This is a genomic window from Mesorhizobium sp. M0317, from assembly GCF_040321555.1.
In the GTDB taxonomy this organism is placed as follows: domain Bacteria; phylum Pseudomonadota; class Alphaproteobacteria; order Rhizobiales; family Rhizobiaceae; genus Mesorhizobium.
The window spans coordinates 1-21,057 of sequence record NZ_JAMYRV010000068.1; the positions used below are offsets into that span (position 1 = coordinate 1).

General features: G+C 63.6%; 25 protein-coding genes. 14 read left to right on the forward strand and 11 right to left on the reverse strand.

All coding sequences use genetic code 11. The annotated features are described in order from the left end of the window. The 4 genes from NKI88_RS30245 to NKI88_RS30260 form a co-directional block, all read left to right on the forward strand. A partial coding sequence (locus tag NKI88_RS30245; protein WP_352659057.1) for a PD-(D/E)XK nuclease family protein occupies window positions 1–753 on the forward strand: 753 nt, incomplete at its 5' end. Window positions 754–825: 72 nt separating this feature from the next. Continuing rightward, window positions 826–1,149, forward strand: coding sequence for a thioredoxin (gene trxA, locus NKI88_RS30250; RefSeq protein WP_023672297.1), 324 nt, complete (start codon window positions 826–828; stop codon window positions 1,147–1,149). A 129-nt stretch (window positions 1,150–1,278) separates the two neighbouring features. Then, the gene (locus NKI88_RS30255; protein ID WP_023696001.1) at window positions 1,279–1,560 is read left to right on the forward strand and encodes a cupin domain-containing protein; all 282 of its coding nucleotides are present in this window, start codon (window positions 1,279–1,281) and stop codon (window positions 1,558–1,560) included. A 77-nt stretch (window positions 1,561–1,637) separates the two neighbouring features. Beyond that, complete coding sequence (locus NKI88_RS30260) at window positions 1,638–1,886, forward strand: plasmid stabilization protein (protein WP_352659059.1); 249 nt, start codon at window positions 1,638–1,640, stop codon at window positions 1,884–1,886. 22 nt (window positions 1,887–1,908) lie between these two features. On the opposite strand, the gene NKI88_RS30265 is transcribed toward NKI88_RS30260, so the two are convergent. The 6 genes from NKI88_RS30265 to NKI88_RS30290 all read right to left on the reverse strand — a co-directional run bounded on the left by NKI88_RS30265 (window position 1,909) and on the right by NKI88_RS30290 (window position 7,550). Further along, window positions 1,909–2,328, reverse strand: coding sequence for a VOC family protein (locus tag NKI88_RS30265; protein WP_352659061.1), 420 nt, complete (start codon window positions 2,326–2,328; stop codon window positions 1,909–1,911). A gap of 25 nt (window positions 2,329–2,353) precedes the next feature. Further along, window positions 2,354–3,679 carry a bifunctional folylpolyglutamate synthase/dihydrofolate synthase gene (locus NKI88_RS30270; RefSeq protein ID WP_352459987.1) on the reverse strand — a complete coding sequence of 442 codons (1,326 nt, stop codon included), beginning with the start codon at window positions 3,677–3,679 and terminating at the stop codon, window positions 2,354–2,356. 62 nt (window positions 3,680–3,741) lie between these two features. Next, complete coding sequence (gene accD, locus NKI88_RS30275) at window positions 3,742–4,668, reverse strand: acetyl-CoA carboxylase, carboxyltransferase subunit beta (RefSeq protein WP_023687437.1); 927 nt, start codon at window positions 4,666–4,668, stop codon at window positions 3,742–3,744. A 101-nt stretch (window positions 4,669–4,769) separates the two neighbouring features. After that, on the reverse strand, window positions 4,770–5,609 hold the full coding sequence (gene trpA, locus NKI88_RS30280; protein ID WP_352659063.1) for a tryptophan synthase subunit alpha: 840 nt from the start codon (window positions 5,607–5,609) through the stop codon (window positions 4,770–4,772). Window positions 5,610–5,611: 2 nt separating this feature from the next. Next, window positions 5,612–6,862, reverse strand: a complete 1,251-nt coding sequence (trpB, locus tag NKI88_RS30285) for a tryptophan synthase subunit beta (RefSeq protein ID WP_352659065.1) — start codon at window positions 6,860–6,862, stop codon at window positions 5,612–5,614. 28 nt (window positions 6,863–6,890) lie between these two features. Further along, the gene (locus NKI88_RS30290; protein ID WP_352659067.1) at window positions 6,891–7,550 is read right to left on the reverse strand and encodes a phosphoribosylanthranilate isomerase; all 660 of its coding nucleotides are present in this window, start codon (window positions 7,548–7,550) and stop codon (window positions 6,891–6,893) included. Between the two features lie 109 nt (window positions 7,551–7,659). On the opposite strand from NKI88_RS30290, the gene NKI88_RS30295 reads away from it, so the two are divergent. Next, on the forward strand, window positions 7,660–7,878 hold the full coding sequence (locus NKI88_RS30295) for a hypothetical protein (RefSeq protein ID WP_023672288.1): 219 nt from the start codon (window positions 7,660–7,662) through the stop codon (window positions 7,876–7,878). A gap of 18 nt (window positions 7,879–7,896) precedes the next feature. Here NKI88_RS30295 and NKI88_RS30300 read toward each other — a convergent pair whose 3' ends face one another. The 4 genes from NKI88_RS30300 to NKI88_RS30315 all read right to left on the reverse strand — a co-directional run bounded on the left by NKI88_RS30300 (window position 7,897) and on the right by NKI88_RS30315 (window position 11,375). Further along, on the reverse strand, window positions 7,897–8,655 hold the full coding sequence (locus tag NKI88_RS30300) for a M48 family metallopeptidase (protein WP_023702070.1): 759 nt from the start codon (window positions 8,653–8,655) through the stop codon (window positions 7,897–7,899). Between the two features lie 197 nt (window positions 8,656–8,852). Beyond that, entirely contained in the window at window positions 8,853–9,338 is a 486-nt protein-coding gene (locus NKI88_RS30305; RefSeq protein ID WP_352659069.1) for a DUF2852 domain-containing protein, read from the reverse strand. A gap of 117 nt (window positions 9,339–9,455) precedes the next feature. Continuing rightward, complete coding sequence (locus NKI88_RS30310) at window positions 9,456–10,598, reverse strand: benzoate/H(+) symporter BenE family transporter (RefSeq protein ID WP_352659070.1); 1,143 nt, start codon at window positions 10,596–10,598, stop codon at window positions 9,456–9,458. Window positions 10,599–10,604: 6 nt separating this feature from the next. Next, a complete protein-coding gene (locus NKI88_RS30315) occupies window positions 10,605–11,375 on the reverse strand; it encodes an alpha/beta hydrolase (RefSeq protein WP_023744912.1) in 771 nt (256 codons plus the stop codon). Window positions 11,376–11,621: 246 nt separating this feature from the next. Here NKI88_RS30315 and infC point away from each other — a divergent pair, with 246 nt between their 5' ends. The 8 genes from infC to NKI88_RS30355 all read left to right on the forward strand — a co-directional run bounded on the left by infC (window position 11,622) and on the right by NKI88_RS30355 (window position 18,725). Further along, window positions 11,622–12,158 carry a translation initiation factor IF-3 gene (gene infC / locus NKI88_RS30320; RefSeq protein WP_023744911.1) on the forward strand — a complete coding sequence of 179 codons (537 nt, stop codon included), beginning with the start codon at window positions 11,622–11,624 and terminating at the stop codon, window positions 12,156–12,158. Window positions 12,159–12,290: 132 nt separating this feature from the next. Next, window positions 12,291–12,929 (forward strand): methyltransferase family protein, encoded by a 639-nt coding sequence (locus NKI88_RS30325; RefSeq protein WP_023681388.1) that lies wholly within the window; start codon window positions 12,291–12,293, stop codon window positions 12,927–12,929. Between the two features lie 184 nt (window positions 12,930–13,113). Further along, window positions 13,114–13,317, forward strand: coding sequence for a 50S ribosomal protein L35 (gene rpmI / locus NKI88_RS30330; protein WP_006201248.1), 204 nt, complete (start codon window positions 13,114–13,116; stop codon window positions 13,315–13,317). 39 nt (window positions 13,318–13,356) lie between these two features. Beyond that, window positions 13,357–13,758, forward strand: coding sequence for a 50S ribosomal protein L20 (rplT, locus tag NKI88_RS30335; RefSeq protein ID WP_023672281.1), 402 nt, complete (start codon window positions 13,357–13,359; stop codon window positions 13,756–13,758). 251 nt (window positions 13,759–14,009) lie between these two features. Further along, on the forward strand, window positions 14,010–15,107 hold the full coding sequence (pheS, locus tag NKI88_RS30340) for a phenylalanine--tRNA ligase subunit alpha (RefSeq protein WP_023696008.1): 1,098 nt from the start codon (window positions 14,010–14,012) through the stop codon (window positions 15,105–15,107). Further along, on the forward strand, window positions 15,104–15,550 hold the full coding sequence (locus tag NKI88_RS30345) for a GFA family protein (RefSeq protein ID WP_023696009.1): 447 nt from the start codon (window positions 15,104–15,106) through the stop codon (window positions 15,548–15,550). Before pheS ends, NKI88_RS30345 begins: the two co-directional genes overlap by 4 nt. 2 nt (window positions 15,551–15,552) lie before the next feature. Next, a complete protein-coding gene (pheT, locus tag NKI88_RS30350; protein WP_352659073.1) occupies window positions 15,553–17,961 on the forward strand; it encodes a phenylalanine--tRNA ligase subunit beta in 2,409 nt (802 codons plus the stop codon). 161 nt (window positions 17,962–18,122) lie between these two features. Then, window positions 18,123–18,725 (forward strand): nucleotidyltransferase family protein, encoded by a 603-nt coding sequence (locus tag NKI88_RS30355; RefSeq protein ID WP_023725578.1) that lies wholly within the window; start codon window positions 18,123–18,125, stop codon window positions 18,723–18,725. A 219-nt stretch (window positions 18,726–18,944) separates the two neighbouring features. Here the strand turns inward: NKI88_RS30355 and NKI88_RS30360 are convergent, their stop codons facing one another. Beyond that, entirely contained in the window at window positions 18,945–19,940 is a 996-nt protein-coding gene (locus tag NKI88_RS30360; RefSeq protein WP_352659075.1) for an aldo/keto reductase, read from the reverse strand. 96 nt (window positions 19,941–20,036) lie between these two features. Here NKI88_RS30360 and NKI88_RS30365 point away from each other — a divergent pair, with 96 nt between their 5' ends. Beyond that, window positions 20,037–20,927, forward strand: a complete 891-nt coding sequence (locus NKI88_RS30365) for a LysR family transcriptional regulator (RefSeq protein WP_023687444.1) — start codon at window positions 20,037–20,039, stop codon at window positions 20,925–20,927. The last annotated feature ends 130 nt before the right edge of the window (window positions 20,928–21,057 follow it).

Genomic DNA, 21,057 nt, shown 5'->3' on the forward strand with positions numbered 1-21,057 from the left:
CACGGCTCGGGCTTGACCAAGCGGCCGGGGGGGGCGCCGGCGCCAGCCGACGAGTCGCGGCTGCCGCAACAGGGGCCGCCGCTGCCGGTGGGCTTGTTCCGGCCCTTGCCGCCTTATGAGGAGCTGCCGCGCCCGCTGTCGCCTTCCGGCGCGTCGGCGCTGATCGACGAGGGCAAGGAAGCTGTTGTCGATACCCGCTCGCCGGTGCTGGACAGCGAGGCGGAGCCGGGCTTTGCGGTGATGCGCGGGCTGGCGCTGCACAAATTGCTGCAGATGCTGCCCGGCTTCCCCGAGGACGAACGGCAGGCAGCGGCATTGGCATATCTCAGCCGTGCCGGCGCCGACTGGCCCGAGGCCGAGCGTAACAAGGCGCTGGCCTCGGTGATGGCGATCCTCGGAGATTCTCGCTTTGCCGGGCTGTTTTCGCCCTCGTCACGCGCTGAAGTCGCGGTCATGGGCAGCCTCGAAGTCAAAGGCAGACTGCGCTCGATCTCGGGCAAGATCGACCGGCTGGCGGTGACGCCCGGGCGCGTATCGATCGTCGACTACAAGACCAACCGGCCGGCGCCCGCACGCCTGGCCCAGGTGCCGCCGGCCTATATCCTGCAGCTGGCGCTCTACCGCGCGCTGCTCCAGCCGCTTTACCCCGGCCGCGCGGTGACGGCAGCACTGCTGTTCACCGAGGCACCGAGGCTTATCGAACTGCCGGCGCAGGCGATGGATGACGCCCTTGCCCGACTCACGGGAGCGTGACACAAGCTCTGCTTGAAGAAGGGCTGCTCAACCACCACATTTGGTGCGAGATAAATTTCGAAAGGATTTCGCATGGCCACCGTCAAGGTCGACAAGAGCAATTTCCAGGCCGATGTGCTCAACGCCTCGCAGCCCGTCGTCGTGGATTTCTGGGCCGAATGGTGCGGCCCCTGCAAGATGATCGGTCCGTCGCTGGAAGAGATCGCCAACGAACTCGGCGACAAGATCAAGATCGCCAAGCTGAACATCGACGAGAACCCCGAGCTTGCCGCCCAGTTCGGCGTGCGCTCGATCCCGACGCTGATGATCTTCAAGGGCGGCGAAGTCGCCGACATGAAGGTCGGCGCCGCCCCGAAGACCGCGCTGTCGCATTGGATCAATGGCAGCCTCGCCTGATCCTGTAGAAATTTCAGAGTTAAGCCCGGCCCTCGCGCCGGGCTTTTCTTTGGCGTTATCGCCTGACCTCTCTGGCACTCGCGCCTGAAGGCTCCATGTCTTCTGCTGAGGCTGGACAGGAGAGACAGAATGACCGGATCCGCCAAGGCCACCGTCTTCATCGACAATGAGCGCGTTATTGTCACCGAGTATCGGTTCCAGCCCGGCGACAACACCGGCTGGCATCGCCACGGCCACGACTATGTCGTGGTACCGCTGATGGACGGCAAGGTGAAGCTGGTGACCAAGGACGGCGAGAGTTTTGCCGAGATGAAGAAGGGTGCGCCCTATTTCCGAAAGGAGGGCGTCGAACACGACGTCATCAGCGCCAATGACGGCGAGTATGCCTTCATCGAGATTGAGCTAAGGTGATGGCTTGCCATCCTCTGCCATCTTGATGGCTCGTCCTAGTTTAAATGGGGGATATATTTTCTCGAAGGTATTTTGAAATGGCCGAACCCCGGCTTTCCGTCCGCAGCGCAAAAGCACGAGATCTTGCGCATCGTCTTGCTCATCGCGAAAACCGCTCGATAGCGGATATCGTCGAACGCGCGCTTGAATCCTATGAGATTCGGGAGGCGGGGCGAGAACCGGCGTCCACCTTCTACTCCCGCCTGACGGCAAGCAGTGGCGCGGATATCGATATGGAAGAAATCATCCGGAAAAGCCGCAAGGTCCATACAGGGCCGGAGCTTTGATCCTCGTCGACACCAACACAGCTCACCAGTCGGCGATGCGGTCGCCGCCGGCGAATTGCGCGCTTTTTGCGGTGTATTCGAACAGCTCGATCTTCACGCCGTTGGGATCTCGGATCCAGGCCTGAAAGGTGTCGTCGCAGGCATGCTTCTTGGCGGTAACGTCGATGCTCTTCGATTTGATGTGGGCGATCGCCGCGTCTAGATCTTCGACCTCAAGGCAGAAATGATTGATCTGGTTCTGCTCGCTGTATGCAGTGCCGTCCTTCTGGAACACCTCGACATGGCTGCGGCCGCCGCAATTGAGGTAGAAGCCGAAGACCTTGTCGTCGCGCAGGAAATTGAACTGCGTGTCGAGGCCAAGCACGTCGCGGTAGAAGCTTCGCGTCGCTTCGAGGTCGTGCGCAAAGATGCAGACATGGGCGAGCTGCTTGACCTTGATCATGTTCGGCTCCTCGCAGTGAATAGCTTCAGGTCGGCGGCGTGCCGTTCTCGGCCAGCACCGCGCCGGCAAGATACAAGGAACCGCCGATCAGGATGCGCGGCGCCGGCCCGTCCCAGGTGTCGCGCAACAGCATCAGCGCACTGGCGACGGAACTGACCGGTTCGGCCGTGAGGCCGGCTTCGGTCGCCCGCACCGCCAGCTCGTCATTCGGCACGCCGGCATCGCTCATGCTCACCGGCACGGTGTAGACATGCCGTGCCAGGCCCTTGAAGGCGTGGAAGTAGCCGCTCTGGTCCTTGGTGTTGATCATGCCGGAGATCAGAAACAGCGGCCGCGGGTTCTTTTCCTCCTGCTCGGCCAGCGCCTCGGCAATGACCATGCCGGCGCCCGGATTGTGGCCGCCGTCGAGCCAGATGTCGGCGCCCTTGGGCGCCAGCTCCATCAGCCGGCCCTGTACCAGTTTCTGCATGCGGCCCGGCCATGCGACGCTCGCCATCGCCTTCTCAGTGGCGCGATGACTGATTTCGAAACCGGCGGCCTTGACGGCGGCAATCGCTGCCGCCGCATTGGCGAACTGGTGGCGCCCGGGCAGGCGCGGTGGCGGCAGGTCCATCAGCCCGTCCTCATCCTGATAGACCATGCGGCCGTTTTCCTCGAAGGCGAGAAAATCCTGGCCGTAGACGAAGGTCGGGCAATCCAGCCGCTCGGCGGTTTCGATCAGCACTTGCAGCGCCGTCTCGCTCTCCTGCGCGCCGATGACCACCGGGCAGCCGCGCTTCATGATGCCGGCCTTTTCGGCGGCGATCAGTTCGACCCGGTCGCCGAGATAGGCTTCGTGATCCATCGACACCGGCATGATCACCGACACCGCCGGCCGGGCAACGACATTGGTGGCGTCGAAGCGGCCGCCAAGGCCGACCTCGATGATGGCGGCGGCAGCCGGATGTTCGGAAAACAGGATGAAGGTGACGGCGGTTAGGATTTCGAAGACGGTGATCTTCTGGCCTTGATTGGCCCGGGCGACGCGGGCGATGGCCTCGGCGAAGGTCTCGTCGTCGACCAGCCGGCCGCCGCCCTCGGCCGCCAGTCGGTAGCGCTCGGCCCAGTTCACCAGATGCGGCGAAGTGTGGACATGGACAAGGTGGCCGCCGGCTTCGAGCAGCGCGCGCGAAAAGGCCGCGCACGAGCCCTTGCCGTTGGTGCCGGCGATATGGATGACCGGCGGCAGCCGCTCCTGCGGATTGCCGAGGCGTTCGAGCAGCCTTGTGATGCGGTCGAGCGAAAGGTCGAAGCCTTTCGGATGCAGCGCCATCAGGGCTTCGATTTCACGATCTGCGGCAAGCGTTGTCATGAGCGAATCCTACGCATGCGCGCAGGTGCACGCAATCGCGGTTTGCGGCCAGAAATGTCGCGTCAGGCCTGCGGGCGGGCTTCCGTCGGGATGACCGACGGCGGCAGGATTTCCGGCTCCAGCGGCTTTTGCTCCTGCGGCAGTTTGAGCAGGATTTTCAACAGCCGTGAAATCGTCTCGCGCAGTTCCAGCCGCGACACCACCATGTCGACCATGCCGTGCTCCATCAGATATTCGGAGCGCTGGAAACCGTCCGGCAGTTTCTCCCGGATAGTCTGCTCGATGACGCGCGGGCCGGCGAAGCCGATCAGCGCGCCGGGCTCGGCGATATGCACGTCGCCCAGCATGGCGTAGGAGGCGGTGACGCCGCCGGTGGTCGGGTTGGTCAAGACGACGATGTATGGCAGGCCGGCTTCCTTCAGCCGATCGACGCCGATCGTGGTGCGCGGCAACTGCATCAGCGACAAGATGCCTTCCTGCATACGCGCGCCACCGGAGGCGGCAAACAGGATCAGCGGCCGCTTGCGCTGCAAGGCGACCTCGAAACCGTGCACAATGGCGTCACCCGCGGCCATGCCGAGCGAGCCGCCCATGAAGGCGAAATCCTGCACCGTCACTACAACCGGCAGGCCCTCGACCGTGCCCAGCGCATTGATGATGGCGTCTTCCAGGCCGGTCTTGGCCTTGGCGTCCTTCAGCCGGTCCGTGTAGCGCTTCTCGTCGCGGAACTTGAGCGGGTCCTGCATGACCTTGGGGTTCTCAAGCTGCTCGTATTTGCCGTCGTCGAGGAAGAATTTCAGCCGTTCCTTGGCCGAAATCTTCATGTGATGGCCCGATGACGGGATGACGAACTGGTTGGATTCCAGGTCCTTGTGAAACACCATCTCGCCGGTCTCGGGATCCTTGATCCAGAGATTCTCGGGCATGTCGGTGCGCCGGCCGAGCATCGAATTGATCCTCGGGCGAACGTAATTGGTGATCCAGTTCATCGCTTCGGCTCCTGTCCTGACGAAGAGTTGGCTCGTGCATGTCGCCCAAAAGTGGGAACCGGTTTTGGGATAACGACTTGCACAAGGCCTAAGTAGGGAAACTATTCGGCAGCAGCAAGGCGGGCCGAACGCACGCCCTGAGACAGTCCGCTGACCAGGGTGGCGACGGCCTCGGCCGGGTCGGCGGTCTTCTCGCCCTTCGGTCCCAACACATTGGCGACCGCGTTGACGATCGCGGTGCCGACGACGACGCCATCGGCATTGGCGCCGATAATGCGCGCCTGCTCGGCGGTCTTGACGCCGAAGCCGACGCAGACTGGCAAGTTGGTGTGGCCCTTGATGCGCTTGACCGCGGCGGCAACCTTGCCGGTGTCGGCCAAAGCCGAGCCGGTGATGCCGGTCATCGACACGTAATAGACGAAGCCCGACGTATTCTGCAGCACCTTGGGCAGGCGCTTGTCATCGGTGGTCGGCGTTGCCAAGCGGATGAAGTTGATGCCGGCCTTCAGCGCCGGAATGCAGAGTTCTTCGTCCATCTCCGGTGGCAGGTCGACGACGATCAGCCCGTCAATGCCGCTGGCGATGGCGTCCTTGAGGAAGCGATCGACACCGTAGATGTAGATCGGGTTGTAGTAGCCCATCAGCACGATCGGCGTTTCATTGTCGGTGGCGCGGAAATCAGCCGCCGTCTTCAGCGTCTTGACCAGGGTCTGGCCACCTTTCAGCGCCCGCAGGCCAGCGGCCTGGATCGCGGGTCCATCGGCCATCGGATCGGAAAACGGCATGCCCATTTCGATGATGTCGGCGCCGGCCCTGGGCAGCGCCTTCATGATCGACAAAGCGGTGTCGTAGTCCGGGTCGCCGCTCATGAAATAGGTGACGAGCGCCGGGCGGCCCTCGGCTTTCAGTTTTGCCATGCGGCGGTCGATGCGGGTCACCATGATCAGATCTCCATGCCCAGCATCGAGGCCACTGTGTGCACATCCTTGTCGCCGCGTCCCGACAGGTTGACGATGACGATCTGGTCCTTGTCCATATCAGGCACGATCTTCACCGCATGCGCGATGGCGTGGGCGGATTCCAGCGCCGGGATGATGCCTTCGACGCGCGTCGTCAGCTTGAAGGCTTCCAGCGCCTCGTCGTCGAGGATCGGCACATATTCGACGCGGCCGGAATCGCGCAGCCAGGAATGTTCGGGGCCGACGCCCGGATAGTCGAGGCCGGCCGAGATCGAATGGCCGTCCATGATCTGGCCATCGGCGTTCTGCAGGAGATAGGTGCGGTTGCCGTGCAGGACGCCTGGCGCGCCGGCATTCATCGAGGCGCAATGCTCGATGCCGTGGAGGCCACGGCCGCCGGCTTCGATGCCGATGATGCGGACTTGCCTGTCGTCGAGGAAAGGATGGAACAGGCCGATGGCGTTGGAGCCGCCGCCGACAGCCGCGATGATGGTGTCGGGCAGCCGGCCTTCCTGTTCGAGGATCTGGGCGCGCGCCTCGATGCCGATCACCGACTGGAAGTCGCGCACCAGCTCCGGATAGGGATGCGGACCTGCGGCGGTGCCGATCAGATAATAAGTGTCCTCGACATTGGTGACCCAGTCGCGCAACGCTTCGTTCATGGCGTCCTTCAGCGTGCCGTGACCGGCGGTCACCGGCCGCACTTCGGCGCCGAGCAGCTTCATGCGGAAGACGTTGGGGCTTTGGCGGGCGACGTCGGTGGCGCCCATATAGACCACGCAGGGAAAGCCGAAGCGCGCCGCGACTGTGGCCGCCGCCACGCCGTGCTGGCCGGCGCCCGTCTCGGCGATGATGCGCTTCTTGCCCATGCGCTTGGCGAGCAGAATCTGACCGAGGCAATTGTTGATCTTGTGCGAACCGGTGTGGTTCAGGTCCTCGCGCTTGAAATAGACTTTTGCGCCGCCCCCGAGGCCCTTCGCCGAGGAAACCTCACGAAGATGTCTGGTCAGGCCTTCAGCGAAATACAGCTTCGACGGCCGCCCGGCATAGTGGGTCGAGAGGTCGGTCAATTCGGCCTTGAAATCCGGATCGTTCTTGACCTCGTTCCAGTGCCGCTCGAGGTCGAGGATCAGCGGCATCAGCGTCTCGGCGACGAAGCGGCCGCCGAAGATGCCGAACATGCCCTGTTCGTCGGGTCCGGTGCGGAAGGAATTGGGTGTCGCCGGCTTGTCCATCGCCGATCTCCTGGTTCGAAAAAAGTGTTCAGGCGGCGCGGTCGTCGCGCACGGCCCTGACTGCCCGGAAAAACTGCTCGATCAGCGCCGGATCCTTGACGCCTGGACCGCTTTCCACACCCGACGAAATGTCTATCGCGGGCGGATTGGCTGATATCAGGGCGTCGCCGATATTGGCGGCGTTGAGCCCACCGGAAAGCATGTAATCGAGCCCGGCGTCAAGGCCGGCCAGGATGCGCCAGTCAAAGGCGACGCCATTGCCGCCCGGAAGTTGCGAGCCCTTTGGTGGCTTGGCATCGAACATGAAGCGATCGGCAACGCCGATGAACGGCTTTAGCCGCTCGAGATCGGCTACCTCACTGACGGAGAACACCTTCATGACAGGCAGGCCGTAGCGAGCTTTCACCTCGGCCACCCGCTCGGGCGTCTCCGTGCCGTGCAACTGCAGCATGTCGGGGCGCATCTTTGCGACGATCTCATCCAGGAACGCGTCATCCGCATCGACCGTCACGGCGACCGCCCTGGCCTTGCCGATTGCCGCCTCGCGCAGGCGGCCGGCTGCCGCAGGCTCGACATAGCGCGGGCTTTTAGCAAAGAAGATGAAGCCGACATGGCTGGCGCCGCCGGCCAGGGCCGCGGCCATTGCCTCATCGGTCTTCAATCCACAGATCTTGATATCGAGCGCCATGGCGCGGGGATTGGCACGAAACCGGCCAAGAGTCGAGAAAAAGCATCCTGTTTGCCGGCAACGCCAAAGGCGCTACCTATTGATGGGAGAAGCAAGGCGGAGCAGACGAATGGCCGACCAGAGCATAGCCGAACTCCGGCAGAAGATCGCGCAAGCGCGCGACGTCATCGCCCATCTGATGCAAAAGGCCGCCTTCGACGGGGCAGAAGCGCACCGGGTCCTGGATTATTTCGGCAGCGATGCGTTCGAGCAGAATTTCCTGCCATGGCCGCGCCATGGCGACGAAGGGCTGCGGCCTGAAGAGCTTAATGCGGCCAATGATGATTGAGCGCGGCGCCGGCGCAGGCTAATCGAACACGATCGCCTGCAGCGCGCCGCCATTGCGCTTCAGCCAGTCCTTGCAGCGGTCGGTATCGGGACAGAGCTGCTCGCACAATTTCCAGAATTTCGGGCCGTGGTTCATCTCCTTGAGATGCGCCACCTCATGCGCGACCAGGTAGTTTATCACCGGCGTCGGCGCCATCATGATGCGCCAGGAGAAGGACAGATTGCCATCGGAAGTGCAGGAACCCCAGCGGCTCGACGTGTCCTTGAAGCGGATCGCCTTGGCGCGCTTGCCGATGGCCTCGGTATGCTTGACCACCAGCTTCTCGATGTCCTTCTTGGCCTCACGCTTGAGGAAATCGGCGATGCGGCGCGGCAAATGTATCCGCTCGCCATGGACGATCAGCAGCGGACCGCGCTCGTCGCGCGACACGGTGACGGTGCCGCGTTTCGACGGTTCGTGGACGATGCGATGCGCGACGCCGCGTATCGGGATCTTGATGCCGGGGCGCACTTGCGGCCGTGTCGGCACCTTGGCCAGACGCTGCTCCAGCCAGTCCTGGTGGCGGTGAAGAAATTTCTCCACCTCGCCGCGGCGCAGGCCCGGCGGCACGGTGATGCGCAGCCCCTGGCCGCCCGAATCGATGCGCAGCGTCAGCCGCCGTGCGCGGGCGCTCTCGACGATCCTGAGCGGCAGTGTGCGGCCGGCAACGACGTGCTCTCGCTCTTCGACAGGCGAGGGTTTTGGTTTGGTCAGGTTGCGGAAAAAGCCGAAGGACATGCTGAACGATACGCGATTCGAGGAAAACGACCAGAACAAAAAAGAAACGGCGCCGCTCGCGCGACGCCGTCCATCATGCCAAGGCCTGTCCTACAGCGCCGCGCGTCTCTGACGCGCAAAGGACGCTGTAGCACTCTAATTTGGCGCATGAACCTCTCCGAAAATCGGTTCCGATTTTCGGGGTCATGCGCGCAGCCTCAGTCGTCAAGCAGGTTCGGGCCCTTGCGCTTGGGGGTCGCGGGCTTGGCCGTTTCGGCCGAGCCTGTTTTCGCAGGCGCTGTCGACTTGTTGCGGTTGGCCATGAAGCGGTCGAACTCGTCCTGGTCCTTGGCGCGGCGCAATTGGCGGGCGTACTCATCGAACTCGCTCAGCATCTCGTCGAGCTTGCGACGCTCTTCGGCGAGGCGTTCGAGTTCTTTCTCGCGCCAGTCGTCGAAAGCGACATTGCCGGTGCGGGCCGAACCGTGGCCCCAGCGCGCGGCCTTGTCGGAACCGCGGCGGCAGCCGGCGAAGATGCCGTCCGTGGCGCGGTTGACGTCGCGCTTGAAGCCGTCAAGCCGGTCGCCCCAGATGATGTAGGCGAGCATGGCGAAGCCAAGCGGCCAGAACACCATGAAGCCGATCACCATCAGCGCGATGGTCGCCGGCGTCCAGGCCGGGCGGATCAATGCGGATGTGTTCATTTTCTCCCATTCCTTCGGTTGGAGACAGCCAAGAGCGGCTGCGTGGATTCGAAATGGGATGAGAAAAACGGCGATTCAAGACAACGTCGGCCAAAACCGGACAAGGGCCTGAAATGATTATCGGTTTTTGAGCGCTTCGAGGAAAAGCACGACCAGGCCAGCGACCAGGCCCCAGAAGGCGGCGCCAACGCCGAACAAAGTCAGCCCCGACGCGGTGACAACGAAGGTGACCGTGGCGGCCATGCGCTGGTCCTCGTCCTTGAGCGCGATCGACAGCGCGTTGGCGAGCGATCCCATCAGCGCCAGGCCGGCTACCAGAACGATCAGGCTCTGCGGCAGGACGGCGAAGATCGCCACCAGCGAGGCGCCGAAAACCGCGAAGATCAGATAGGCAAGTGCATAGAAGGGTCCGGTCTTCCAGCGCTCGGCCGGGTCGGGATGGACGTCCGGCCCGGTGCAGATCGCCGCAGAGATCGCGGCCAGATTGGTGGTCGAGCCGCCAAACGGCGCCGACAGCAGCGAGAACAGGCCGGTGACGCCGATCAGCGGGCCGGGTTCGGGGTGATAGCCGGCGGCGCGCAGGACGGCGAGACCCGACAGGTTCTGCGACGCCATGGTGACGAGGTAGAGCGGCAGCGCCAGGCCGATGACAGCTGCGGCGCTGAAATGCGGGGCAATCAGCGTCAGCGTCGACAGTTCCGGCGCCGGCAGTCCGCCGACGCGGCCTGTCAGGAAGGCGGCGATGCCGCCGCCGATCAGCACCGCTAGCACCGACAGCGCCGGGTTGAACAGGCGAATGACGAAGAAGGCCGCGATCAGCGGCAGGATCAGCCAGGGGTCGACCGGAATGGTCTTGACGGCATTGAGCGCGAAGGTGACGACGATGCCGGCCAGCATGCCGGACGCGACCGACGTCGGTATCCTTGATATAAGCTGGGTCAGCGGCTTGAACAGGCCGGTGGCGATCAACATTAGGCCGGTGACGATGAAGGCGCCGACCGCATCGGCCATGGTAAAGCCGCTCGATGCCGCCATCAGCGCCAGGCCTGGTGTCGACCAGGCGGTGATGATGGGCATTTTCGTGCGCCAGGACAGCCACAGGCATTCGATCGCCATCGCCACGCACACTGCTGTCACCCAGCTCGCGGTCTCGGCCTGGGTGGCGCCAACCGCCTTGGCGGCGGCAATGACGACGGCGAGCGTGCCGCCGAAGCCGACGATTGCCGCGACAAAGGCGGATATCGGGATGGAAATGCGCATTCTTGCCTACCCCGCCCGCTGAACCATGTCGCCCACCGCCCTCAGCAGCATGTCGAGATCCTGCGGCCGCGACAGGCGGTGGTCGCCGTCGGGAATGAGCGACAAGGTGACGTCGTCGGCCGGCAGCAGCGAGACCAGCTTCAGCGCATGGCTTGCCGGCACGTCGGCGTCGGCCAGACCCTGCAGGATGTGGACGGGGCAATGGGTATCGATCGGCCCGGTCATGACCCGGTTCGCCCTGCCGTCCTCGATCAGCGCGCTTGTGTAGATGTAAGGCTCGGCGGAATAGTCCGAAGGTTCTTCGAAAAAGCCTTTCTCCCGGAGGTCGCGCCTCTGTTCCTCCGTCAGAGCCGGCTCGACCAGCTCGGCGGTGAAATCCGGCGCCGGCGCGAGCAGCACCAGGCCAACCACATTGCTGTCGCCCGCCTTGCGCATTTCCTGCACCATGCGCAGCGCGATCCAGGCGCCCATCGACGAGCCGACCAGGATTTGCTTGCCCTCGGTGAAACGCCGGAAGGCGGCGAGGCTCTCGCCAAGCCATTTCGAGATGGTGCCGTCGGCAAAGGCGCCGCCGGATTCGCCATGGCCGGAATAGTCGTGGCGCAGATATGCGCGGCCTTCCCTGGCCGCCCAATCCGACAACGTTTGCGCCTTCGTGCCCAGCATGTCGGATTTGTAGCCGCCGAGCCAGACGACGCCGGGCGTTGCGCCCGAGGAATGGCGAACCGCGATATCAATGCCGTCGACATCCAGTAGGGTTGGGGTGGTCGCGGTCATGGCTGTGGATCAATCCTGGTTCTGGGGGCCTGATTGTGGGAGCCTGATTTTACTCGCCGGTCTTTTGACACAGGCACAGGCGAGGCGGAAAGTGCTCGCGACATCCTTTGTTTGGTGCAGGCCTGCGATCAGGGTGATTTTCTGTCAGCGCTGTGCTATTGACTCCGCCCGCGCGCTCACCACATTGGCGCGTCCTGAACATTCTAGATTGAAACCCTGAACGAAACGGCCAAGGAGACCACGACCATTCGCAGACCTTTCAAAGCAGCGGCGCCCACCAAAGATGGCCCGCGCTCCAACCGTGATATCCGGGTTCCCCGGGTCCAGCTGATCGACGCCGATGGCCAGAACCGCGGCGATATTTCCATCAACGACGCATTGCTGCTCGCCGAAGAGGCAGGGCTCGATCTGGTCGAGATCTCGCCCAATGCGGTGCCGCCTGTCGTCAAAATTCTCGATCTCGGCAAATTGAAATACGCCAACCAGAAGAAGGCGGCCGAGGCGCGCAAGAACCAGAAGGTCATCGAGATCAAGGAGATCAAGATGCGCCCGAACATCGACAGCCATGACTACGAAACCAAGATGAAGGCCGTGCGGCGCTTTTTCGAGGAAGGCGACAAGGTCAAGCTGACGCTGCGCTTCCGCGGCCGCGAGATGGCGCATATGGAACTCGGCATGCAGCTCCTGAACAAGGTGCGCGAGGAGACGGCTACCATCGCCAAGGTCGAAGCCGAGCCGAAGCTGGAAGGCCGCCAGATGATGATGGTGCTGGCGCCGCGCTAGATCAGTTCGGGCGTTGCGCTCTAAATCCGCCTGAATCCTGTCTCATGGCGTCCCGGCGATCGGCGGGACGCCGATTCTCCTGTCCAGACGCCGCGATCGCCGGCAAAGCTTCTCGACGATCGGATTCCCGACATGGCCAATGAAATCAACCCTGCGCCCATCAAGGAGCTGGGCGGCTACCAGCACATGCGCCGCATGGTCCTTGCGGTGCTGGTGGTGGTGCTGTTTGCGGCACTGCTGTTCGGCCAGTCGACCTTCCCGCCCGATACCCCGGTGCATGAAACGATCGAGATGGTCGGCGTGCTGCTGATCTTCCTTGGCGTCGTAGGCCGCTTGTGGTCGACACTCTATATCGGCGGGCGCAAATCCTCCGAAGTGGTCACCGGCGGACCCTATTCGATCACCCGCAATCCGCTCTACGTGTTCTCGACCGTTGCCGCCGCCGGCGTCGGGGCGCAGATCGGCTCGTTCTCCGGCATCGTCCTGTTTGCGCTGTTGTGCGCCGGCGCCTTCCACATCGTCATCCTGCGCGAGGAACGGTATCTCAAGGAGGTTCTCGGCGCGCCCTACACAGCCTATCTGGCGCGGGTGCCGCGTTTCTTCCCCCAGCTGTCGCTCTACCAGGAAGGCGACACCGGCAGCTTCAAGCCGCGCCTCTTGCTGACCACCTTGCTCGACGGGCTGGTGTTTCTGGTGGCGTTGCCGGTGTTCGAGACCATCGATGGCGCCCAGCAATCGGGCATACTCCCGGTGCTGTTCAGGCTGCCCTGATCGCGGACAGAGCGTCGCAGCCGCTCGGGTGTTGCGCGCCAGCCCGCTTTGACGTATAGGACCGCCGTTCCAAGAAAACCGCCCGGCAGGGCATGCCGTGGCGGTTTCATTTGCTTTTCGGGCTTTTGGTCCGCCCGAAGCGAACAAGAAGCGCGATTGTGCGCCACCAATACGGAGTAGCAAAATGCCCAAGATGAAGACCAAATCGGCCGCCAAGAAGCGGTTCAAGATCACAGGTACGGGTAAAGTCCTGTCGGCTGCGGCCGGCAAGCGTCACGGCATGATCAAGCGTTCCAACAAGTTCATTCGAAATGCCCGCGGCACGATGGTTCTGGCTGAACCGGATGGCAAGAAGGTCATCAAGAATTTTCTGCCGAACGGCCTCTGAGCATTCGGTTTCAGGAACAGCGTTTAAGGAGATCATGACATGGCACGCGTAAAAAGAGGCGTCACCTCGCACGCCAAGCACAAGAAGGTCCTGAAAGCCGCGAAAGGCTTCTACGGCCGCCGCAAGAACACCATTCGCATCGCCAAGCAGGCGGTCGAAAAGTCGATGCAGTATGCGTATCGCGACCGCAAGAACCGCAAGCGCTCGTTCCGCGCGCTGTGGATCCAGCGCATCAACGCCGCGACGCACGAGCATGGCCTGACCTATGGCCGCTTCATCGACGGCCTCAACAAGTCCGGTATCGAGATCGATCGCAAGATCCTGTCCGACATGGCCATCCATGAGCCGCAGGCTTTCGCCGCACTCGTGGCCAAGGCCAAGGTCGCGCTCGAATATCTGAAGAACACCACCCCGAATGCTTTTGAAAGCGCTGTCGCCTAGAGCATGATGCCAAAAAGTTGCTGACTTTTTGGACAACATCATGCTCAGGGAAATTTAGCGAGGAGCGCGATCTTTCCGAAAAGTCTGCAACTTTTCGGGATCGGGCTCCGAGCCCAGCGCTTCCCAGCATTCGCAATTCTGATTGGGGAACCCGCGCTGGCACGGCTGGCGCGGGTTTTTCTTATGGCTGAACTTTCAACTTGAAAGTGACTTTCACCTCAAAGTTGACTCCCAACACAGCGAGTTTGACCGTGAACGACATAGCTACCGGCTTGGATACTCTCGAAAACTCCCTGCTTGCCGACGTCGCGTCGGCCGCCGATGAGGCTGCTATCGAAGCCGTGCGCGTCGCGGCTCTCGGCAAGAAGGGGTCGATCTCGGAATTGCTGAAGACACTGGGCGCGATGAGCGCCGAGGAGCGCCAGGTCAAGGGCCCCGCGATCAACGGCCTGAAGAACCGCGTCACCGAAGCGCTGACGACACGCAAGGCCGAGCTGAAGGATGTTGCTGTCACTGCGCGCCTCGCCGCCGAGACGGTCGACGTGACGCTGCCGGTGCGGCAATCGCCGGCCGAGCGCGGCCGCATCCATCCGATCAGCCAGGTCATCGACGAGATCGCGGCGATCTTCGGCGATCTCGGCTTTGCCATCGCAGAAGGTCCCGATGTCGAGAGCGACTATTACAATTTCACCGCGCTGAATTTCCCCGAAGGGCATCCGGCGCGCGAGATGCACGATACCTTCTTTTTCCAGCCGGACGAAAAGGGCGAGCGCAAGCTGTTGCGCACCCACACCTCGCCGGTCCAGATCCGCACCATGGAGAAGCAGAAGCCGCCGATCCGCATCGTCATTCCCGGCAAGACCTACCGCCAGGATTCCGACGCTACCCACTCGCCGATGTTCCATCAGGTCGAGGGGCTGGTGATCGACAAATCGGCCAATGTCGCCAACATGAAGTGGGTGCTGGAAGAATTCTGCAAGGCTTTCTTCGAGGTGCCGCAGGTCAAGATGCGCTTCCGGCCGTCCTTCTTCCCGTTCACCGAGCCCAGCCTCGAGGTCGACATCCAGTGCGACCGCTCGCGGCCCGGCGAAGTGCGATTCGGCGAAGGCTCGGACTGGATGGAGATCCTCGGCTGCGGCATGGTGCACCCCAATGTGCTGCGCGCCGGCGGGCTCGATCCCGACGAATATCAGGGCTTTGCCTGGGGCATGGGCATCGACCGCATCGCCATGCTGAAATACGGCATGCCGGACCTGCGCGCCTTCTTCGACGCCGATGTCCGCTGGCTGTCGCATTACGGTTTCAGGCCGCTCGACATGCCGACGCTGTTCGGAGGTCTTTCCGCATGACGGCGCCGCACACGGGTGGCTGCCGCTGCGGCGCGGTACGGTTCGAGGCATCAGTCGAACCGCACCATATCAGCTATTGCCATTGCGGCGATTGCCGGCGCGCCAGCGGCGCGCCGGTGTCGGCCTTTGTCGGCTTCCTGACCGAGCAGGTGGCTTTCACCGGCAAGGCGCTGAAGATGTACGAGAACGGGCCGGTGACGCGCTCGTTCTGCGGCATTTGCGGCTCGCCTATCGCCTATGTCGACGAGCGGCTGGAAGACCACATCTATTTCATGCTGGGCGCCATGGACATGCCGGCCTATTTCCGGCCGACGCACCATGCCTATGTGCGCGAGCAGCTGCCCTTCGTGCATATGCCCGACGACTTGCCGCGCCATTTGAAGACAAGCGTGCCCAGACCCGATGGACAAGGTCCGGGCGGGTACAGACAAAACGGAACATAGTGATGAAACTCACCCTTTCCTGGCTCAAGGATCATCTCGACACCGACGCCACGCTCGACGAGATCGTCGAGAGGCTGACCTCGATCGGCCTCGAAGTCGAGCATGTCGACGACAAGGCCGGCCTGAAGCCGTTCGTCATCGCCAAGGTGCTGACGGCGGTGCAGCATCCCGACGCCGACCGGCTGCGGGTGCTGACCGTCGACACCGGCAATGGCGCAGCCCCTGTCCAGGTGGTGTGCGGTGCGCCGAATGCCCGCGCCGGCCTGATCGGCGCCTTCGCCGCGCCCGGCGCCTATGTGCCCGGTATCGACGTGACGCTGACCGTCGGCAAGATCCGCGGCGTCGAGAGCCATGGCATGATGTGTTCCGAGCGCGAGCTGGAGCTGTCGGATGAGCACAATGGCATTATCGACCTGCCGGCCGATGCGCCTGTCGGCACCAGCTTCGCGGCTTACGCGCATCTCGACGATCCGGTGATCGAGATCAATCTGACGCCGAACCGGCCGGATGCGACCAGCATTTACGGCGTCGCCCGGGACCTGGCGGCAAGCGGGCTTGGCCGGCTCAAGACCGCGCCGGTCGAAGCGGTCCCTGGCAAAGGTGAAACGCCGGTCAAGGTGACCATCGAGGCGCCGGAGCTCTGCCCCGGTTTCGCGCTGCGCCTGGTGAAAGGCGTGAAGAACGGGCCGTCGCCGAAATGGCTGCAGCAAAGGCTGATCGCCATCGGCTTGCGCCCGATCAGCGCGCTGGTCGACATCACCAACTACGTCACCTTCGACCGTGGCCGGCCGCTGCATGTGTTCGATGCCAAGAAGGTCGCCGGCAATCTCGTCGTGCGCCGCGCACGCGACGGCGAGAAGGTGCTGGCGCTCGACGGGCGCGAATACACGCTGACGCCGCAGATGTGCGTGATCGCCGATGATAATGGCGTCGAATCGATCGCCGGTGTCATGGGCGGCGAGCATTCCGGCTGCGACGAGAGCACCACGGACGTGCTGATCGAATCCGCTCTTTGGGATCCGATCACCACGGCCCGCACTGGCCGTACGCTCGGCATCATCACCGATGCCCGTTACCGTTTCGAGCGTGGCGTCGACCCAGAATTCATGGTGCCCGGCGTCGAGCTGGCGACAAAGCTTGTGCTGGAGTTCTGCGGCGGCGAGCCGACGGAAATCGAGGTCGTCGGCTACGCCGGCCATACGCCGAAGACCGTTTCCTTCCCGCTTTCGGAAGTGAAGCGGCTGACCGGCATCGAGGTGCCCAGGGCGGAGAGCCTCGACATCCTGTCGCGCCTCGGCTTCAAGCCGCAGGGCTCGGGCGATGTCGTCGATGTAGCGGTGCCGTCCTGGCGCCCGGATGTCGACGGCAAGGCCGACCTGGTCGAGGAAGTCATGCGCATCCACGGTGTCGACAACATCGCACCGCAACCGCTGGGCGCGCATGATGCGGTCAATTCCAAGATCCTGACCACGCTGCAGGTCCGCACCCGCACCGCCAAGCGCTCGCTCGCCGTGCGCGGCATGATGGAAGCCGTCACCTGGTCGTTCATCCCGGCCAGGCACGCCGAACTGTTCGGCGGTGGCCAGACGGCGCTGAAGCTCGCCAACCCGATCGCCGCCGACATGTCCGACATGCGTCCCTCGCTGCTGCCCGGGCTGATTTCCGCCGCGCAGCGCAACGCCGACAAGGGCATTGGCGACGTCGCGCTGTTCGAGGTCTCCGGCACCTATGAGGGCGACGGCCCCGACCAGCAGCGACGCGTCGCCGCCGGCGTGCGGCGCGGCACCGCCAAGCTCGACGGCTCCGGCCGCAGCTGGGCCGGCAATGCAGGCCCGGTTGGCGTGTTCGACGCCAAGGCCGATGCGATTGCAGCGCTGGAAGCCTGCGGCGCGCCGGTCGACCGGCTGCAGATCGAGCCAGGCGGTCCGGCCTGGTACCATCCCGGCCGCTCCGGCACGATCAAGCTCGGCCCGAAGACGGTGCTCGGCACGTTCGGCGAGTTCCACCCGAAGACGCTGGAGGGGCTCGACGTTTCCGGACCGCTCTGCGGCTTCGAGGTCTATATCGACGCCGTGCCGGAGCCGAAGGCCAAGCCGACGAAAACCAAGCCGAAGCTGGAGCTCTCCGCCTTCCAGGCAGTGAAGCGCGACTTTGCTTTCGTCGTCGACAAAGGGGTCGAGGCCGGCACGCTGGTGCGGGCAGCGCTCGCCGCCGACAAGAAGCTGGTCACCGGCGTCTCGGTGTTCGACGTCTTCGAGGGCGCTTCACTCGGTGCCGCCAAGAAGTCCATCGCCATCGAAGTGTCGATTCAGCCGGTTGAAAAGACGCTCACCGACGAGGATTTCGAGGCGTTGGCCAAGCGGATCGTCGACAATGTCGGCAAGCAGACGGGCGGCGTGCTGAGGACGTAAAGCGGCTAACGCCCGCCCTACATATTTCGACTTCACGCAATTCTTAGGGAAAGCGCGTCTTAGGGAAAGCGCGGCGCGCTTTCCTGGGAAAACCGCTACACACTTTTCCTGGAATTGCTTCTGAGGATTGCCGGCAGGTGCGAATCGCTCTCCAAAGGGCGATGGACCATCTGCGCTATTCCGGTCTGCCGTTCGAAGCCCAGCGCGAAGCGTTTCTCGCCATGGTGTTGGCGGATGCGCTCGTCAGCGACGCGCTGGAGCGGGCACGGACGCTGGCGTTGCCGGACTGGCTGGTGGTGTCCGGTGCGCTCTACAACAGCGTCTGGAACCACCTGACCGGCAAGCCGCCGGGCTACGGCATCAAGGATGTCGATCTCTTCTACTTCGATGACAGCGACCTGTCCTACGAGGCCGAGGACGCGGTCATCCGTCGAGCCGCGCAGCATTTCGAGGGGCTGGCTCTGCCGGCCGAGGTGCGCAACCAGGCACGGGTGCATCTGTGGTACCCGCAGAAATTCGGCCAGCCCTGCCCGCGCTATACGAGTTCCAGCGAGTCGGTGAGCTATTTTGCTTCGAAGACGCATGCGGTCGGGGTGCGATACGACGCAGACGGGCAGCTGGAGGTGGTGGCGCCGTTTGGGCTGGATGACCTCTTCGCGTTTCGCATCACGCCCAACCGGCTGATGGATAACAGGCGCACGCATGAGGCCAAGGGGGCGAGGGCGAAGGCGTGCTGGCCGGAGATTACGGTGGTGCCTTGGTAATACGAAATGGCGGCGCGAGGCACCCCCCTCTGGCCTGCCGGCCATCTCCCCCGCAAGGAGGGAGATTGGCAGCTTCATCGTTGGCGCACTTTCTGCAACGTTGGTGATTGGCGAAAACAGCGACGACAGCCGATCTCCCCCCTTGCGGGGGAGATGTCCGGCAGGACAGAGGGGGATGCCGCGCGCTGACTTCTCAGGGCGCCAAGCTCCCCCGCTTGTTCACCCATTCACCAGCGCCAACAGCTCCTCCGTATAGCGCTTGCCAACCACCTTGTCCGGCGACAGCGCATCGCCGATCGCCGCCACTTCAGCCGCGCTTAGCTCGATCCCGGCCGCCGCTGTGTTCTGCTCGAGATGGCGGATCTTTCTTGCGCCGGGGATCGGCACGATGAAGTCGCCCTGGTGCAGCACCCAGGCCAGCGCCAGTTGCGCCGAGGTGACGCCTTTTTCCGTCGCCAGTTTTTCCAGCGTGGCGATCACCTTGGCATTGGCCGCCATGGCGTCGGCCTGGAAGCGGGGCAAGGTGCGGCGCCAGTCGTCGTCGCTCAGGGCCTCGGGCTTGGCGATGGTGCCGGTAAGCAGGCCGCGGCCGAGCGGGCTGTAGGGGACAAAGCCGATGCCGAGTTGGCGGCAGAGATCTAACACCTCGTCTTCGGGGTCGCGGCTCCACAGCGAGTATTCGCTCTGCACGGCAGCAATCGGATGCACGGCGTGCGCCCGGCGGATGGTGGCGGCACTGACCTCCGACAGGCCCAGCGCCCGTACCTTGCCGTCGCGCACCAGTTCGGCCATGGCGCCGACCGTGTCCTCGATCGGCACGTTGGGATCGACACGATGCTGGTAGTAGAGGTCGATGACATCGGTATCGAGCCGCTTCAGCGAGGCTTCCGCCACCGCTTTGACGTGCTCGGGACGGCTGTCGACGCCGACCATGCGCCCGAGGCCCGAGCCTTCCTCGGAAATCTTGAAGCCGAATTTGGTCGCGATCGTCACCTTGTCGCGCACCGGCTTCAACGCCTTGCCGAGAAGTATCTCGTTCTCAAAGGGGCCGTAAACTTCGGCCGTGTCGAAAAACGTCACGCCGATCTCGACAGCGCGGCGCAAAGTGGCGATTGCGTCGGCCTCTGCCTGACCGCCATAGGCGAAGCTCATGCCCATGCAGCCGAGGCCGACGGGGAAGACTTCGAGTTCAGTACCAAGTTTGCGGGTTTTCATGGCGCGTCTCCTTGTTGCGATGAAGGAGAGATAGTGCCTGGTCTTACGTTCGATAATTGGCTGTCATTCGCACGGGCTGTTCTATAAAATAGATCAATGAATCGAGCGCATCTTTCTCAACTGGCTGTGCTGGCGACAGTCGCCCAATGCGGCAGTTTTCGTGGCGCGGCGCGCGAATTGGCCATTGCGCCTTCAGCGGTGAGCCATGCCGTGTCCAGCCTGGAGGCGCGGCTCGGCGTGCGGCTTTTGGCGCGCAGCACCCGCAGCGTGGCACCAACGGAGGAGGGCGCGCAGCTGCTCGAACGGCTGCGGCCGGCGCTGTCCGAGATCGATCTGGCGCTGGAAACGGCGATCGAGGCGCGCGACCGGCCGGCCGGGAACCTGCGGCTGACCGTGCCGCGCACCGCGGCCCACTTGGCATTGACGCCCAGGCTCGGCGGCTTTGCCGCGGCCTATCCTGACATCGTGCTGGAAATCGTCATCGAGGATCGCTTCACCGACGTCGTCGAAGGCGGCTTCGATGCCGGCGTGCGGCTCGGTGAAAGCCTGCAGCGCGACATGATCGCGGTGCGCATCGGACCGGACCTTCGCGGCGCCGTGGTCGGCGCGCCATCCTATTTCGCGACCATGCCAAGACCCCGCCATCCGCGCGATCTTGCCGACCACCGCTGCATCCGCTTCCGTTTTTCCAGCGGCATTCTTTACCGCTGGGAATTCGAGAAGGATGGCGAAGAGATCGAGATCGCGGCGCAAGGGCCGCTGATCCTCGACGAAGACCATCTGATCGCCCAGGCGGCGGTCGACGGCGCTGGGCTCGCCTTCGTCTTCGACGATTATGTGCGCGCGCCGCTCGCGGACGGTCGCTTGATCCGCGTGCTGGAAGACTGGTGTCCGCCCTTCGACGGTTTCTTCGTCTACTACCCCAGCCGCCGCCAGATGCGCCCGGCGCTGCGGGCGTTTGTGGATTTCTTCAAGGTCGGTGCTTAGCCACCTCCCCCTTGTGGGGAGGGTCGATCCGCGTAGCGGATCGGGGTGGGAGTCTTCGTAGGGCGCTACGGCCCCGCCCCCCCCGCGTGCGGCGGCCCCCACCACCAGCGAGAGCGGGGGGGAGCAACAC